General features: G+C 62.5%; 12 protein-coding genes and 1 pseudogene. 6 read left to right on the forward strand and 7 right to left on the reverse strand.

Features of this window, described 5'->3' with window-relative positions:
* The first annotated feature begins 243 nt into the window (after nucleotides 1–243).
* From ssuD to VSX58_RS10175, 6 genes are all read left to right on the forward strand, one after another.
* Nucleotides 244–1,434: an FMNH2-dependent alkanesulfonate monooxygenase gene (gene ssuD, locus VSX58_RS10150; protein WP_327617958.1), complete on the forward strand. Its 1,191-nt coding sequence runs from the start codon at nucleotides 244–246 to the stop codon at nucleotides 1,432–1,434.
* Between the two features lie 15 nt (nucleotides 1,435–1,449).
* The gene (gene sfnG / locus VSX58_RS10155) at nucleotides 1,450–2,553 is read left to right on the forward strand and encodes a dimethylsulfone monooxygenase SfnG (protein WP_327617959.1); all 1,104 of its coding nucleotides are present in this window, start codon (nucleotides 1,450–1,452) and stop codon (nucleotides 2,551–2,553) included.
* Nucleotides 2,546–3,961, forward strand: a complete 1,416-nt coding sequence (locus VSX58_RS10160) for an FAD/NAD(P)-binding protein (RefSeq protein ID WP_327617960.1) — start codon at nucleotides 2,546–2,548, stop codon at nucleotides 3,959–3,961. Before sfnG ends, VSX58_RS10160 begins: the two co-directional genes overlap by 8 nt.
* 152 nt (nucleotides 3,962–4,113) lie before the next feature.
* A complete protein-coding gene (locus VSX58_RS10165) occupies nucleotides 4,114–5,535 on the forward strand; it encodes an LLM class flavin-dependent oxidoreductase (protein ID WP_327617961.1) in 1,422 nt (473 codons plus the stop codon).
* Between the two features lie 46 nt (nucleotides 5,536–5,581).
* Nucleotides 5,582–7,036, forward strand: a complete 1,455-nt coding sequence (locus VSX58_RS10170) for an MFS transporter (protein WP_327617962.1) — start codon at nucleotides 5,582–5,584, stop codon at nucleotides 7,034–7,036.
* The gene (locus VSX58_RS10175; protein ID WP_327617963.1) at nucleotides 7,033–8,262 is read left to right on the forward strand and encodes an acyl-CoA dehydrogenase family protein; all 1,230 of its coding nucleotides are present in this window, start codon (nucleotides 7,033–7,035) and stop codon (nucleotides 8,260–8,262) included. Before VSX58_RS10170 ends, VSX58_RS10175 begins: the two co-directional genes overlap by 4 nt.
* 27 nt (nucleotides 8,263–8,289) lie before the next feature.
* On the opposite strand, the gene panD is transcribed toward VSX58_RS10175, so the two are convergent.
* The 7 genes and pseudogenes from panD to dksA all read right to left on the reverse strand — a co-directional run bounded on the left by panD (nucleotide 8,290) and on the right by dksA (nucleotide 14,191).
* Complete coding sequence (panD, locus tag VSX58_RS10180; RefSeq protein WP_327613661.1) at nucleotides 8,290–8,670, reverse strand: aspartate 1-decarboxylase; 381 nt, start codon at nucleotides 8,668–8,670, stop codon at nucleotides 8,290–8,292.
* Nucleotides 8,671–8,686: 16 nt separating this feature from the next.
* The gene (gene panC / locus VSX58_RS10185) at nucleotides 8,687–9,541 is read right to left on the reverse strand and encodes a pantoate--beta-alanine ligase (RefSeq protein ID WP_327617964.1); all 855 of its coding nucleotides are present in this window, start codon (nucleotides 9,539–9,541) and stop codon (nucleotides 8,687–8,689) included.
* Nucleotides 9,542–9,656: 115 nt separating this feature from the next.
* Nucleotides 9,657–10,451, reverse strand: coding sequence for a 3-methyl-2-oxobutanoate hydroxymethyltransferase (panB, locus tag VSX58_RS10190; protein ID WP_327617965.1), 795 nt, complete (start codon nucleotides 10,449–10,451; stop codon nucleotides 9,657–9,659).
* Between the two features lie 109 nt (nucleotides 10,452–10,560).
* Entirely contained in the window at nucleotides 10,561–11,055 is a 495-nt protein-coding gene (gene folK, locus VSX58_RS10195) for a 2-amino-4-hydroxy-6-hydroxymethyldihydropteridine diphosphokinase (protein ID WP_327617966.1), read from the reverse strand.
* Nucleotides 11,055–12,467, reverse strand: a complete 1,413-nt coding sequence (pcnB, locus tag VSX58_RS10200) for a polynucleotide adenylyltransferase PcnB (protein ID WP_327618210.1) — start codon at nucleotides 12,465–12,467, stop codon at nucleotides 11,055–11,057. The genes folK and pcnB overlap by 1 nt, the downstream gene beginning before the upstream one ends.
* 193 nt (nucleotides 12,468–12,660) lie before the next feature.
* Nucleotides 12,661–13,574: pseudogene (gene gluQRS, locus VSX58_RS10205) on the reverse strand (tRNA glutamyl-Q(34) synthetase GluQRS).
* Between the two features lie 161 nt (nucleotides 13,575–13,735).
* Complete coding sequence (gene dksA, locus VSX58_RS10210) at nucleotides 13,736–14,191, reverse strand: RNA polymerase-binding protein DksA (RefSeq protein ID WP_136168102.1); 456 nt, start codon at nucleotides 14,189–14,191, stop codon at nucleotides 13,736–13,738.
* Nucleotides 14,192–14,274 lie beyond the last annotated feature (83 nt).

Raw genomic sequence — 14,274 nt, forward strand, 5'->3', positions numbered from 1 at the left:
CTATCCGAGTCGCCGGCAAAGGGCGAGAGTGCTCCGCGGCGGAAAATGCTGCTTTTGCAACAGCGAGAGAGGAGGCGGTGCTGCATATGCAATAGCCAACGGAGGCGGGGTTTTTATTAATTAATTGATTTTAAATATTTTTGTGTTTTTTAAATCTTGGCATGCATTGTGCTGACATTGGTTATAACGAAAGCTCGTTTTTCTATCTACAAATTAGACATATTGTTATATAGGAAATGCATAATGAGCCAGCCGGCACAACAAGAGATCAAGGTTTTTTGGTTTTTACCCACCCACGGCGACGGCCGCTATCTGGGCACTACGCAGGGCGGTCGCGCGGTAGATCTGCCATACCTGCAACAGGTGGCGCTGGCCGCCGACAACCTCGGCTATTACGGCGTGCTGATCCCCACCGGTAAAAGCTGCGAGGATTCGTGGCTTATCGCCTCGGCGCTGGCGCCCATTACCCGCCGCCTGCGTTATCTGGTGGCGGTACGCCCGGGATTGCAGCCGCCGACGCTGGCGGCGCGCATGGCCGCCACCCTGGACCGTCTGTCCGAAGGGCGTTTGCTGATTAACGTGGTCACCGGCGGCGATCCGGTGGAAAACCGCGGCGACGGCATTTTCCTCAGCCACGCCGAACGCTACGAGGTGACGCACGAGTTTCTCACCGTCTACTCCCGCCTGCTCAGCGGCGAAAAAGTGGATTTTTACGGCAAACACCTGCGCGTCGAGGGGGCGGAAATTCTGTTTCCGCCGGTGCAGAAAAACGGTCCTCCGCTCTATTTCGGCGGCTCGTCGCCGGAGGCGATCGAGATCGCCGCCAGCCAGATCGACAGCTATCTCACCTGGGGCGAGCCGTTGGAGCTGGTGGCGGAGAAGCTGGCGCAGGTGCGCCGGCGGGCGGCGGAGGCGGGCCGCGTCCTTAGCTACGGTATTCGCCTGCACGTCATCGTGCGCGAAACCGAGGAGGAGGCCTGGGCGGCGGCGGAGCGGCTGATCGCCCATTTGGACGAGGAGACCATCGCCAGCGCGCAGAAAATCTTCGCCCGCATGGACTCCGCCGGCCAGCGGCGTATGAGCGCCTTACACCGTGCATTCAGAGAACGGGGCTCCCGCGCCGCGTTGCGTATTGCCCCCAATTTATGGGCCGGGGTCGGGCTGGTGCGCGGCGGCGCCGGCACCGCGCTGGTGGGCAATCCGCAGCAGGTGGCCGAGCGCATTGGCGAATACCGGGCGTTGGGCATCGATAACTTTATCTTTTCCGGCTACCCGCACCTGGAAGAGGCGCATCGTTTCGCCGAACTGGTGATGCCGCTGCTGCCGGTCGCCGGGGCGGCGGAGCGCCAGGCGCGTCAGGTGAATACCGGGCCGTTCGGCGAAACCATCGGCGGCGATACGCGGCCGGTTAATAAACAGACCAGCGCGAGCTAATTCACGGAGGCCGCCATGTCAGTTCAACAGATTCAACGTCCCTTGCGGTTCGCTTACTGGGTGCCGAATGTATCCGGCGGGCTGGTGGTGAGCAAGATCCCGCAGCGCACCGGCTGGGATGCCGCCTACAATCGCCGGCTGGCGAAAATCGCCGAGCGCGCCGGGTTCGACTACGCGCTGACGCAAATCCGTTTCACCGCCGGCTACGGCGCCGACAACCAGCATGAATCCGTCGCCTTCTCGCAGGATCTGCTGGCGGCGACGCGGCGGCTGAAGGTGATCGCCGCGCTGCTGCCCGGCCCCTGGAACCCGGCGCTGGCGGCCAAGCAGATCGCCACCATCAGCCATTTGCACGGGGCGCGCATCGCCGTCAATATCGTCAGCGGCTGGTTTCGCGGAGAATTCAAGGCGATCGGCGAACCCTGGCTGGACCACGATGAGCGCTACCTGCGCTCGGAGGAGTTTATCCGCTGTCTGCAGGGCATCTGGCGCGAGCCGAACTTTACCTTCGCCGGCGACTTCTACCGCTTTCGCGACTACAGCCTGAAACCCAAACCGCTGGCGCCGCTGCCGGAAATTTTCCAGGGCGGCAGCTCGCGGGCGGCGCGCGATATGGCGGCGCGGGTGTCGGACTGGTATTTCACCAACGGCAACGACGTCGAGGCGATCCGCAAACAGGCGGACGATATCCGTAGCAAGGCGCAGGCCGGCGGGCATCAGGTGCATATCGGCATGAACGCCTTCGTCATCGCACGGGACGAGGAGCGCGCGGCGCGGCGGGAGCTGGAGGAGATTATCGCCCAGGCGGACGGCGAAGCGGTGAAAGGTTTTCAACACGAGGTTCAGAATGCCGGCAACGCCTCGCCGGAGCGCGAGGGCAACTGGGCGAAATCCGGTTTTGAGGATCTGGTGCAGTACAACGACGTTTTCAAGCCCGGCCTGATCGGCACGCCGCGCCAGATCGCCGAGCGCATCCTGGCCTACAAGGACGCCGGGGTCAATCTGCTGCTGCTGGGGTTTCTCCATTTTCAGGAGGAAGTGGCGTATTTCGGCCGCGAGGTGATCCCGCTGGTGCGCGAGCTGGAGCGGCGGCGGGAAGCGGAGCCGAGCCATGACTGAACCGCATATCGTGATTATCGGCGGCGGTTTCAGCGGCGCGGCGCTGGCGATTCATCTGGCGCGCCACGCCGACTTCGCGCTGCGCGCGACGGTGGTGGAGCCGCGCGCAGCGCTGGGGCAGGGCGTGGCCTACTCCACGCCGGAGCCGTCGCACCGCATCAACGTGCCGGCGGCGCGCATGTATCTCTGCGAGGCGGAGCGGGGCGATTTCGACCGCTGGTATCGGCGGCAGCCGGAGTTCGCGCAAGATCCGGACGCCCGCTGGCATGACGACAGCGTCTATCCGCAGCGCAGCGCCTTCGGCCGTTACGTCGCCGAAAAGTTCGCCGCGGCGGCGCGGCGGGGGCCGGCGCGGCTGCGCCATCTGCGCGACCGGGCGCTGCGGCTGGAAGAGGGGCTGGTGATCACCGAGCGGGGCGCGACGCTGGCGGCGGACGCCGTGGTGCTGGCGGTAAGCCATCCGCCGCCGGCGCTGCCCGCGCCGCTGCGCCCGCTCGCCGGACATCCGGCGCTGATCGCCGATCCGTGGCGGGAAACGGCGCTGGATGCGGTGGCCGCTGACGATCGGGTGGCGATCGTCGGCACCGGGCTGACCATGGCCGACGTGAGCGCCGCCCTGCACCGGCGCGGACATCGCGGTCCGCTGCTGGCGTTTTCTCGCCACGGACTGCTATCGCGCCCGAATTTTTCCGGCGAAACTCCGCCGTGGCCGTTGGCAATCGAGGCGTTCGGCGCGCGCGGCGTTTTGGCGCAGATACGCGCCGAAGTGCGGCGGGCCGCCGCAGAGGGCGTGCCCTGGCAGGCGGTGTTGGATGAAGCGCGCGCCGGCGGCCAGCGTCTCTGGCAGCAGTGGCCGCCGGCGGAGCAGCGGCGTTTTCTGCGCCATCTGCGCAGTTGGTGGGACGCGCACCGCTACCGCATCGCGCCGCAGGCGGCGCAGGTGATTGACGAGCGGCGCGCGCATGGCGGCTTTAGGGCGCTGGCGGCGCGGCTTCAGACGGCGGCGGCGGCGGATGGCGCCCTGATCCTGCAGCTGCGCCGGCGCTACGGCGGCGAAGAGACGGTGACGGCGGATCGGCTGATCGTCACCACCGGTCCGGCCCACGCCGATCTGACCGACAGCCAGCCGCTGCTGCGCGATCTGACTCTGCGCGGCCTGATCCGGCCGGACGCGCTGGGGCTGGGCCTGCTGGTGAACGCCGATTCGCAGGCTGTCGGTCGCGACGGCATCGCCGCTACGTTTGGCGACAACCGACGCCTGTGGGTGGCGGGGCCGGCAGCGCGCGGCCGCTTCGGCGAACTCATGGGGCTGCCGCAGGTGGCGGAGCACGCCGAGGCCGTGGCGCGGCAACTGCTGACGGCGCTGCGCGCCGCCCGTCGCCCGGCGCGATGTCCCGTCTCCTTCTGAGCTGCGCGCTTTTCGATCGAATAACGATAACCCCCGGAAATACCCGATGTCCGTTGTTACCCGCCCCATTTTTCACCGGGGCGTCCCGACGGGACGCAGCGTCTCAAGCTAACGGACGGCATCGGCCCTGAACGCCATTTATGGAGAACGCTATGTCATCGCAACGTGAAATCCTGCTCAACGCCTTTGATATGAACTGCGTCGGCCATCAGTCGCCCGGACTGTGGGCGCACCCGCGCGACCGCTCTTGGGAGTACAAGGATTTGGCATACTGGACCGATCTGGCGCGTCTGCTGGAGCGGGGCAAGTTCGACGGTCTGTTTATCGCCGACGTGCTGGGTATCTACGACGTGCTGAACGGTAACGGCGACGCGGCCATCCGCCAGGCGGCGCAGGTGCCGGTCAACGATCCGCTGGCGCTGATCACGCCGATGGCGTTGGTGACCGAGCATCTGGGCTTCGGGCTGACCGCCTCGCTCTCTTTTGAACATCCCTATCCCTTCGCCCGCCGCCTCTCCACGCTCGACCACCTGACCAAAGGCCGGGTCGGCTGGAATATCGTCACCTCTTACCTGGAAAGCGGCGCGCGCAATATCGGCCAGAGCAGCCAGACCGACCACGACGCGCGTTACGACTATGCCGACGAGTATCTGGAGGTGGTGTACAAACTGCTGGAGGGCAGTTGGGAGGAGGGGGCGGTTCTGCGCGACCGACAGCGGCGCATTTTCAGCGATCCGCGCAAAATCCATCCCATCAACCATCACGGCCGCTTCTTTCAGGTGCCCGGTATCCATCTGTGCGAACCCTCGCCGCAGCGCACGCCGGTGCTGTATCAGGCCGGCGCCTCCAGCCGGGGCAAACAGTTCGCCGCGCAGCACGCCGAGTGCGTATTCGTCGCCTCGCCCTCCAGGGCGCTGCTGAAAAAAACGGTGGTGGATATTCGCCGCCGCGCCGTCGAAGCGGGGCGCGATCCCTACGCCATTAAAATTTTTAACCTGCAGACCGCGATCGTCGGCGAGACGGACAACGCCGCGCAAAGCAAATGGCGCGAATATCGCTCCTGGGTGAGTTACGAAGGGGCGCTGGCGCTGCTTTCCGGCTGGACGGGCATCGATTTCGGCCAATACCGGCCGGAGCAGATGTTAAAGCACCTGCATACCAACGCCATCCAGTCGGCGGTGGAAACCTTCTCCAGCGCCGATCCCCATCGCCAGTGGACGGTGCAGGGGCTGGCCGAGTGGGTGGGGATCGGCGGGTTCGGCCCGCTGCTGGTCGGCAGCGCGCAGACGGTGGCCGACGAGCTGCAGGCCTGGGTGGAAGAGACCGACGTCGACGGTTTCAACCTGGCGTATGCGGTCACCCATGAAACCTTTAGCGACGTGGTTGAGCTGCTGATTCCCGAATTACAGCGCCGGGGCGTGTTTAAGCGCGACTACGCGCCCGGCACCCTGCGCGAAAAACTGTTCGGCGAAGGGCCGCTGCTGAGCGCGCCGCATCCCGGCGCGGCCTACCGGCGGGCGCAGCATGGCTCCCGGCCGGCCGAGGCTCGGGCGATGGGCGCGCGGCTGCCGTAATCGATATTTATCACCTGCATAATATAAACCACAGCAAGAGGGAATTATGAGTACACTACCTATCGATGATGGCGTGAACCCATCATTATCCACGCCGGTGCGCTCGGCCGGCGACGTGGCGCGGCTGATTAATACCCGCACCGACAGCGCCAGCTATGCCCGGATGATCGTGTTCTTGGCGCTGGGGGGAATATTTCTCGACGCCTACGATCTCACCACGCTCTCTTACGGCATTGATGATGTGGTGAAAGAGTTTGCGCTGACGCCGGTGGTCACCGGGCTGGTGACCTCTTCGATCATGATCGGCACCATTATCGGCAACCTGATCGGCGGCTGGCTGACCGACAAATATGGGCGCTATTCGGTCTTTATGGCGGACATGCTGTTTTTCGTGGTCTCGGCGATCGCCGCCGGGCTGGCACCGAACGTCTGGGTATTGATCGGCGCGCGTTTTCTGATGGGGATCGGCGTCGGCATCGATCTCCCGGTGGCGATGGCCTATCTGGCGGAGTTTTCCAAATTCAGCGGCAAAGGCAATAAAGCCGCGCGTCTCGCCTCCTGGTGCCCGATGTGGTACGCCGCTTCCTCCATGTGCTTTCTGATTATCTTCGGCCTCTACTTTCTGCTGCCCGAAGAGCATATCGACTGGCTGTGGCGCGCCTCGCTGCTGTTCGGCGCGGTGCCGGCGCTGCTGATTATCGCGGTGCGGCGCAAATTTATGAATGAGTCCCCGCTCTGGGCGGCCAATCAGGGGGATTTGCGCAGCGCGGTGCGCATTCTGCGCGATTCGTACGGCATTCATGCCCATGAGGCGGAGCCGGATCGCCCGGCGGCGGAGAAGCCGAAACCGCCGCAGGCCAGCTTCCGCGTACTGTTTCAGAAGCCCTACCGGGAACGCACCATCGTGGCCGGCGTGATGAATGTGTGTATCGCCTTTGAATATACCGCCATCGCGTTCTTCCTGCCCTCCATTCTGGCTCAGTTCCTCGGCGCCGGGGTGTTTGAGACCATCTCCGCCTCGCTGGGGCTGAACGCGCTGTTCGCCTTTACCGGCGGCCTGCTCGGCATGCGTCTGGCGTGGAAATATCCGTCGCGCCACGTGGCGATCGCCGGTTTCGCGCTGCAATTTATCGCGCTGGTTTCGCTGGCGCTGATCGGCCAGCCGCAGGCGCTCATCGGCATCGTGCTGGCGGTGAGCATGCTGGCGCTGTGGCTGTTCGCCGAGGGCTTCGGGCCGGGCGCGCAGCTGATGATCTACCCGGCGCTCTCTTACCCCACCTCGATCCGCGCCACCGGCGTCGGCTTCAGCCGTTCGCTGTCGGGGATCGGCAGCGCGCTGGCGCTGTTCGTGCTGCCCATTTTGCAGGCGCGCTTCGGCACCGACATGTTCTGGTTGGTGTCGCTCAGCGCCATTATTCCGATTATTTTCCTGCTGGCGGTGCGCCATGAGCCGACGCAACGGGATATTGACGATGACACCGATGAAAGGAGCGAAGTATGAGCATAAATCCGTTGATTGCGACAGGCGCCGACTACGCGCGGCTGGCCGCCAGGTACCGTCCGATTTTCGCCCGCATCGCCGCCGGCGCCCTGGAGCGGGAACGCGCGCGTCAGCTCCCCTATGAACCGCTGCGCTGGCTGAAGGAGGCCGGATTCGGCGCGCTGCGCGTTCCGCGCGAAAAAGGGGGCGAGGGCGCGTCGCTGCCGCAGCTGTTCCAGCTGCTGATCGAACTGGCGGAGGCGGATTCCAACCTGCCGCAGGCGTTGCGCGCGCACCTGGCTTTTGTCGAAGATCGTCTGAATGCGCCGGACGGCCCGGCGCGCGATCGCTGGTTTCGCCGTTTTATCGACGGGGAGATCGTCGGCAGCGGCTGGACGGAGATCGGCGCGGTGAAGCTGGGCGACGTCAACACTAAGGTAACGCCCGCCGCCGACGGCTGGCGGCTGGACGGCGAGAAATTTTACAGCACCGGTACGCTGTTCGCCGACTGGATCGACGTCTACGCCGAGCGCGTCGACACCGGCGGCGCGGCGATCGCCATCGTCAGCACCGCGCAGCAGGCGGTGCGGCGCGAGGACGACTGGGACGGCTTCGGGCAGCGGCTGACCGGCAGCGGCACTACCCGTTTTAATCAGGCGCATGTCGAGGCGGAGCATGTCTATGATTTCGCCGATCGTTTCCGCTATCAGACCGCGTTTTATCAACATGTGCTGCTGGCCGCGCTGGCGGGCATCGCCAAAGCGGCGGCGCGCGACGCGGCGCAGGGGGTGCGCCGCCGTAGGCGCGTCTACAGCCACGGCAACGGCGATCTGGTCAGGGACGATGTGCAGGTTCAGCAGGTGGTGGGGCAGATAGCGGCCTGGTCGTACGCCGTCGAAGCCACGGTTCTCCAGGCGACGGCGTCGTTGCAGCGCGCCTACGAGGCGCATTTCAGCGGCGATGAGGCGCTGGAGCAGGCGACGAATATTCAGGCCGAGATCGACGCGGCCAAAGCCCAGGCCATTGCTAGCGAATTGGCGCCTCGGGCGGCGACGGAGCTGTTTAATGCGCTGGGGGCGTCGGACACCCGCGCGGATAAGGCGCTGGATCGCCACTGGCGCAATGCGCGCACTCTGGCGTCGCATAACCCGGTGATTTACAAATTGCGCAATATCGGCGCCTGGGAGATAAGCGAAACGCCGCCGACCTTTATCTGGCAGATCGGCGGCAGTCGGCGGGAGGAGTAACGGCCGCCGCCGCCCTCCTTATTCAGTTCAGGCCAACTGCACTGGAATGGCTTTCGCCTGGCGCTGCAGCGCGTTGTCGCCGGAGAAGTAGGCGACTTTAGGGTGATGCTCCCGCGCCTGTTCGTCGGACATCTGCACATAGGAGCAGATAATCAGTCTGTCGCCCACGCAGGCGCAGCGCGCGGCCGCGCCGTTTACCGAAATAATCCGCGAGCCGCGCTCGCCGGCGATTGCGTAGGTTGAGAAGCGCTGGCCGTTGTCCACGTTATAGATATCGATCGCTTCGTATTCCAGTATGCCCGCGGCATCCATGAAATCCCGATCGATGGCGCAAGAACCTTCATAGTGCAAATCAGCCTGGGTCACTTTAACCCGATGCAGTTTGCCTTGCAGCATGGTACGTATCATGGTTTCTCACCTCGGTTTATGCGGTCAAATCGACCTGCTGGTTATCAATCAATCGCGCTTTGCCCAGCCAGGCGGCCATTAAGATCACCGCGCGGGTACTGTCCACCGTCAGCGGCAGCAGCGTATCGGCGTCGCGAATGAACAGCTCGTCCGGCGTGAATCCGGCTTGTCTCAAAGACTCCTCGGCCCGCGCGATAAGCTCGTCCAACTGGCGGTTGCCGTCGGCCAGCTGCGCCGCCACGGTCGCCATAATCTGATTTAGCCGCGGCGCAATCCGGCGCTGTTCGGGGCTGAGATAGCCGTTGCGCGAACTGAGGGCCAGCCCGTCCGGCGCGCGTACGATCGGCACGCCGATAATGCTGATGTCATAACCCATGTCGCTGACGAGCTGACGAATTAACGCCAACTGTTGGTAATCTTTCTCGCCGAAGCAGGCCAGGTCGGGCTGCGCCATATTAAACAGCTTGCTGACAATTGTCGCCACCCCGCGGAAATGGCCGGGACGGCTGGCGCCTTCCAGCATAGAAGAAAGGCCGGGAACCTCGACGAAGGTCTGTTCTTCCAGCCCGTTCGGATAGATCGCGTCCGGCGCGGGGGCGAAAACCAGGTCGACGCCGCGCCGGGTCAGCTTCTCGCAGTCTTCCTGCAAGGTTCGCGGATAGCTCGCCAGATCGTCCGGCCGTTCAAACTGCATCGGGTTGACGAAAATCGTGACGATAACGATATCGGCCCGTTCCTTCGCCTCATCAACCAGCCTCATATGTCCGTCGTGCAAGTTCCCCATGGTGGGGACCAGGGCGATACGTTTCCCATCCTGACGCCAGCGGCGGATTTCACGACGCAACAGCAGAGGGGTTTCAATAATCAACACGTCTATACTCCTTAACGAAAGCGGCTCTCCCCGCCATATTTCAGGCCGTCGCCGTGCCGGCTGCGGCTCGATTTATTTAGGGGTATATATCCGTCATGCTGCAAACTGCGGTTTTTTAATGAAAAGAGTGTTCTTCGGCCGGATAAATGCCCTGTTCGACTTCCTGCGCGTAAAGGCGCGCGGCCGCGCGTATGTCGCCGCTTTGCGCTAAAAAATTCTTGGCGAATTTCGGCGTTTTTTCGCCCGTGATGCCGAAGGCGTCATGCATGACCAAGATTTGTCCGTCGGTGACGTTGCCCGCGCCGATGCCGATAACCGGAATGGCGAGGGCTTGCGTGATGCGCTGCGCCAGCGCGACCGGAACGCATTCCAGCACCAGCAGCTGCGCGCCGGCCTGCTCAAGGGCGCGGGCGTCGTCGAACAGTTGATTGGCCGCCGCTTCATCCCGGCCCTGCACTTTATAACCGCCGAAGATGTTGACCGACTGGGGCGTAAGACCTAAATGGCCGCAGACCGGAACCGCGCGTTCCGTTAGCATCCGCACGGTGGGAGCCAGCCAGGCGCCCCCTTCCATCTTCACCATATTGGCGCCTGCGCGCATCAGCTGCGCCGCCTGGTCGCAGGCCTGTTCCGGCGTTGAGCAGCTCATAAACGGCATATCGGCAAGCACCAGCGCCAGCGGCGCGCCGCGGCGCACGCAGCGGGTGTGGTAAACCACGTCGTCGAGGGTGACGGGCAGGGTCGAGTCGTGTCCTTGCAGCGTCATCCCCAGCGAGTCGCCAATCAGCATTACGCGGATCCCCTGTTCGAAAAATAAACGGGCGAAGCTGGCGTCGTAAGCCGTAATCGAGGCGAATTTCCGCTGTTCCTGTTTCCATTGGCGCAAGTGAGATAGGGTCGTCGGTTTCATGACAGCCTTCCTGAAATCAAGTAATAGGACGAAGAATCGCAGGGGATCATTCTAATGGATGCCGGCGGGCAGCGATAGCGATCAAACGCGCGCTTCAATGAACGGGGCATCAGCCGCCGCGGCCGTCCCAAAGGGTTAATCCGTTGCGATCGACGTTGATCAGAACGTCGGAAAGCGACGTGCCGTCGGGAAAAACCAGCTCAGGGGCGATCTCCGCCAGCGGATAGAGTATAAACTCGCGGTTTTTCATGTCGTAGTGGGGCACGGTGAGCCGCGCGCTGCGGATAACCTCGTTGCCGAACAGCAAAATGTCCAGATCCAGCGTGCGCGGCCCCCAGCGCTGCGCCTTGCGCACCCGCCCCTGTTCCCGCTCGATGGCTTGCGTATGATCCAGCAGTTGCTCCGCGTCCAGAGCGGTTTCCAGCTCCGCGACGGCGTTCAGGTAATCGGGCTGATCCTGCGGGCCCAAAGGGCGGCTGCGGTAAAAAGAGGAGCGGCGGACCAGGCGGGTTTGCGGCACGCTATCCAGCGCGCTCAGAGCGGCATGCGCCTGCTGCAACGGCTGCGCGAGGTTGCTGCCCAAAGACAGATAGACGCGCGTCATCAGGCTTTGTCTCTGCCCGCGGCGGCCGGTTTTCTGGAACGCCGCGGACGGGAGCGGCGGTGCGGCGTCGGGCCGTCGTCCAGCGAATTTAGCATCGATTGTTGACGCGGCGGCACGGCCACCTGGAACTCGCTCCACCACTGCGCCAGGCGCAGAAGGTCCTGATGCTTTTCGATTTCAGCCCGCAGGCAGAGCAGATCGTAGGCCGCGCGGAACTTGGGATGCTCCATCAGTTTGTAGGCGCGCTTCCCCTGACGCCGCGACAGGCGCAGCTGCAGCTGCCAAATGTCGCGCACCAACGACGTAATGCGTTTGGGGATCGCCAGCGAGCGGCATTGTTCATCCAGAATGTCGTTCATCGCCAGGGAAAACGCGTCGAAATAGGCCAGACCGCTCTCCTGCGCCAGTTTCTGCGCATGTTCGATCAGCGGATACCACAGCATGGCGGAGAACAGAAACGCCGGATTGACCCGCATATTGTTTTGCAGGCGCTGGTCGGTGTTTTTCAGCACCTGTTCGATCATCCGCTCCAGCGTGGTGTCGCCGGCGGCGGTAAAGTTACGGCTGATCAGCGGGAACAGCGGCTGGAAAAGCTGGTATTCGCACAGCATTTTGTAGGTCGGATGGCCGTAACCCGTCTGCAGCAGCTTCAGCGACTCTTCAAACATCCGGGCCGCCGGAATATCGTGCAGCAGAGCGGCGAGGCGGGGGATCGGTTCGGCCGTTTCAGGGCTGATGGTCATACCCAGCTTGGCGGCGAAGCGAACGGCGCGCAGCATGCGTACCGGATCTTCGCGATAGCGGGTTTCCGGATCGCCGATCATGCGGATCACGCCCTGGCGCAGATCGTTTAGGCCGTTGGTGTAATCGCGCACGGTGAAATCGGCGATGCTGTAATAGAGGCTATTGATGGAGAAGTCGCGGCGCTGCGCGTCTTCTTCAATGGAGCCGAAAATATTGTCGCGCAGCAGCATGCCGTTCTGGGCCTGCTGGGCTGAATTCTTCTCTTCGCTTTGTTCCTGATGCCGATCGTGGTGCCCGCGGAACGTGGCGACCTCGATCACTTCCGGCCCGAACATCACGTGGGCCAGACGGAAGCGGCGGCCGACCAGGCGGCAGTTGCGGAACAGCTTACGCACCTGTTCGGGCGTCGCGCTGGTGGTGATATCAAAATCTTTCGGCTTTTTGCCCAACAGCAGGTCGCGAACGCCGCCGCCGACCAGATACGCCTCAAAGCCCGCTTTGCTTAGACGATAAAGTACCTTCAGCGCATTATCGCTGATATCGCTGCGTGAAATATTATGTTGGTCGCGCGGGATCACGGTCAGATGTTGACGCGGCTCCTCGGCTTTGACCGTTTCGTTCTCACGGCTCAGCACTTTACGGCAAAAATTAGCGACTCGGGTAAAGATAATACACCTCGATAATGATGAATAATTAATAAATACATGGCCATAAAAAACTTCCAGGAGACGTTTTTAACGTCGCTCCCGGCGACGGCCCGTAAGGGTGGCGGGCAGGGATAGCCCGCCATAAAAAACTTCCGGGAGAAGTTTTTAACGCCGCCAGCGGCGGCCCGCCCAAAAAATAGCGGCTAATCATAGCTCACCAGGCCCTGTTTGAGAATGCTGAAGTGATCGCCGGCCGATTTTCGCCTCCTGCCGCGGGATTGCGGCAAGCGACCAGTGGGCCACGGACCACTCGAGCAGCGCCGTAAGGGTTAAGTCTTGCCAGCTCTCCGGCAGCGGCTGATGCAGAAACTCCAGGGCGGCGATTAATACCGGGCGCGGATCGCCCTCCGGCAGCGCCGGGGCGTGATTCTGTTTGGATAATTTGTGCCCGTCCGCGTTCAGCACCAGCGGCAGGTGAATATAATCGGGCTCCCGCCGCCCCAGTAAACGGTATAGCGAAATTTGCCGCACCGTCGGTTCGATCAGATCCGCGCCGCGTACGATTTCCGTTACGTTCTGGTCGCTATCGTCGACCACCACCGCCAGATTATAGGCAAACAGCCCATCGCGCCGATGAATAATAAAATCCTCGCCGGCGAGCGCCGGGTCGGCGTAAATTTCACCGCTCAGGCCGTCATGGAAGCTCAATACCGGCGAAGTCTGGCGTATGCGGATAGCGGCGCCCGCCGCGGGCAGGGCGCGATCCCGGCAGTGGCCGTCATAGCGGCCGCCTAACTGACGGATACGGCTGCGGGTACAGGTGCAGTAGTAACTCAGCCCCTGTTGAGCGAGCCAGCGCAGCGCCTGTTGATAAAGCGCGTGGCGCTGCGACTGATAGGTCGCCTCGCCGTCCCAATAAAGGCCATAATGTTCCAACTGAGAGAGTATTCGCGCGGCGGCGCCGGGAATTTCGCGCGGGGGATCGATATCTTCAATGCGCACCAGCCAGCGTCCTCGTCTGGCGCGGGCTTGCAGATAGCTGCCGAGCGCGGCAATCAGCGAACCAAAGTGTAGATCGCCGGATGGGGAGGGAGCGAAGCGACCGATGTAATGATCTGTTTCGGGCATAATAAGTAAAAACGGCGCCGCTATTCACGGGTAAACACGACATAGCGCGGTAGAACAGCGGCGAATGTTCCGTTTCAATCGGTTAAGCGGGGGAGCACCCCGCGTAGCCTATCCCCGGGCGAGATTATTCTGCCCGCAGGGGTAGGCCGTTGGGTGAATAGTTATCCTGCCATCTGCTTTTCGCGTATTTCCGCCAGCGTCTTGCAGTCAATACACAAATCAGCCGTTGGACGGGCTTCCAGACGACGGATGCCGATCTCTACGCCGCAGGACTCGCAATAACCAAAGTCTTCGTCTTCGATTTTTTGCAACGTTTTAGCGATCTTCTTGATCAGCTTACGTTCGCGATCGCGGTTACGCAGTTCGAGGCTGAACTCTTCTTCCTGAGCTGCGCGATCCACCGGATCGGGAAAATTAGCTGCTTCATCACGCATATGCGATACAGTACGATCCACTTCATCCCTGAGTTGGTTGCGCCATGCTTCAAGAATACGCTTGAAATGAGCCAGCTGAGCGTCGTTCATATACTCTTCGCCCGGCTTCTCCTGGTACGGCTCTACTCCGGCAATTGCGAGAATGCTCAGAGAAGATGTCTTACGGTTTTGCCCTTCTTGCATGCTGCTTCTCCTACATAACACGACACGCACTATACCCTTCTTATTCGAAGTTACAGCATTGTTAGCAGCTCTCATTTACCTGA

Source organism: Brenneria populi (assembly GCF_036016195.1).
GTDB lineage: Bacteria > Pseudomonadota > Gammaproteobacteria > Enterobacterales > Enterobacteriaceae > Brenneria > Brenneria populi.

What these genes read in the sequence shown, in the direction of transcription:
- ssuD (WP_327617958.1), top strand. Translation starts at nt 244, where the DNA reads ATGAGCCAGCCGGCACAACAAGAGATCAAGGTTTTTTGGTTTTTACCC.
- VSX58_RS10170 (WP_327617962.1), top strand. Translation starts at nt 5,582, where the DNA reads ATGAGTACACTACCTATCGATGATGGCGTGAACCCATCATTATCCACG.
- panB (WP_327617965.1), bottom strand. Translation starts at nt 10,451, where the DNA reads ATGAAACCGACGACCCTATCTCACTTGCGCCAATGGAAACAGGAACAG.
- VSX58_RS10165 (WP_327617961.1), top strand. Translation starts at nt 4,114, where the DNA reads ATGTCATCGCAACGTGAAATCCTGCTCAACGCCTTTGATATGAACTGC.
- folK (WP_327617966.1), bottom strand. Translation starts at nt 11,055, where the DNA reads ATGACGCGCGTCTATCTGTCTTTGGGCAGCAACCTCGCGCAGCCGTTG.
- VSX58_RS10175 (WP_327617963.1), top strand. Translation starts at nt 7,033, where the DNA reads ATGAGCATAAATCCGTTGATTGCGACAGGCGCCGACTACGCGCGGCTG.
- panD (WP_327613661.1), bottom strand. Translation starts at nt 8,670, where the DNA reads ATGATACGTACCATGCTGCAAGGCAAACTGCATCGGGTTAAAGTGACC.
- dksA (WP_136168102.1), bottom strand. Translation starts at nt 14,191, where the DNA reads ATGCAAGAAGGGCAAAACCGTAAGACATCTTCTCTGAGCATTCTCGCA.
- sfnG (WP_327617959.1), top strand. Translation starts at nt 1,450, where the DNA reads ATGTCAGTTCAACAGATTCAACGTCCCTTGCGGTTCGCTTACTGGGTG.
- VSX58_RS10160 (WP_327617960.1), top strand. Translation starts at nt 2,546, where the DNA reads ATGACTGAACCGCATATCGTGATTATCGGCGGCGGTTTCAGCGGCGCG.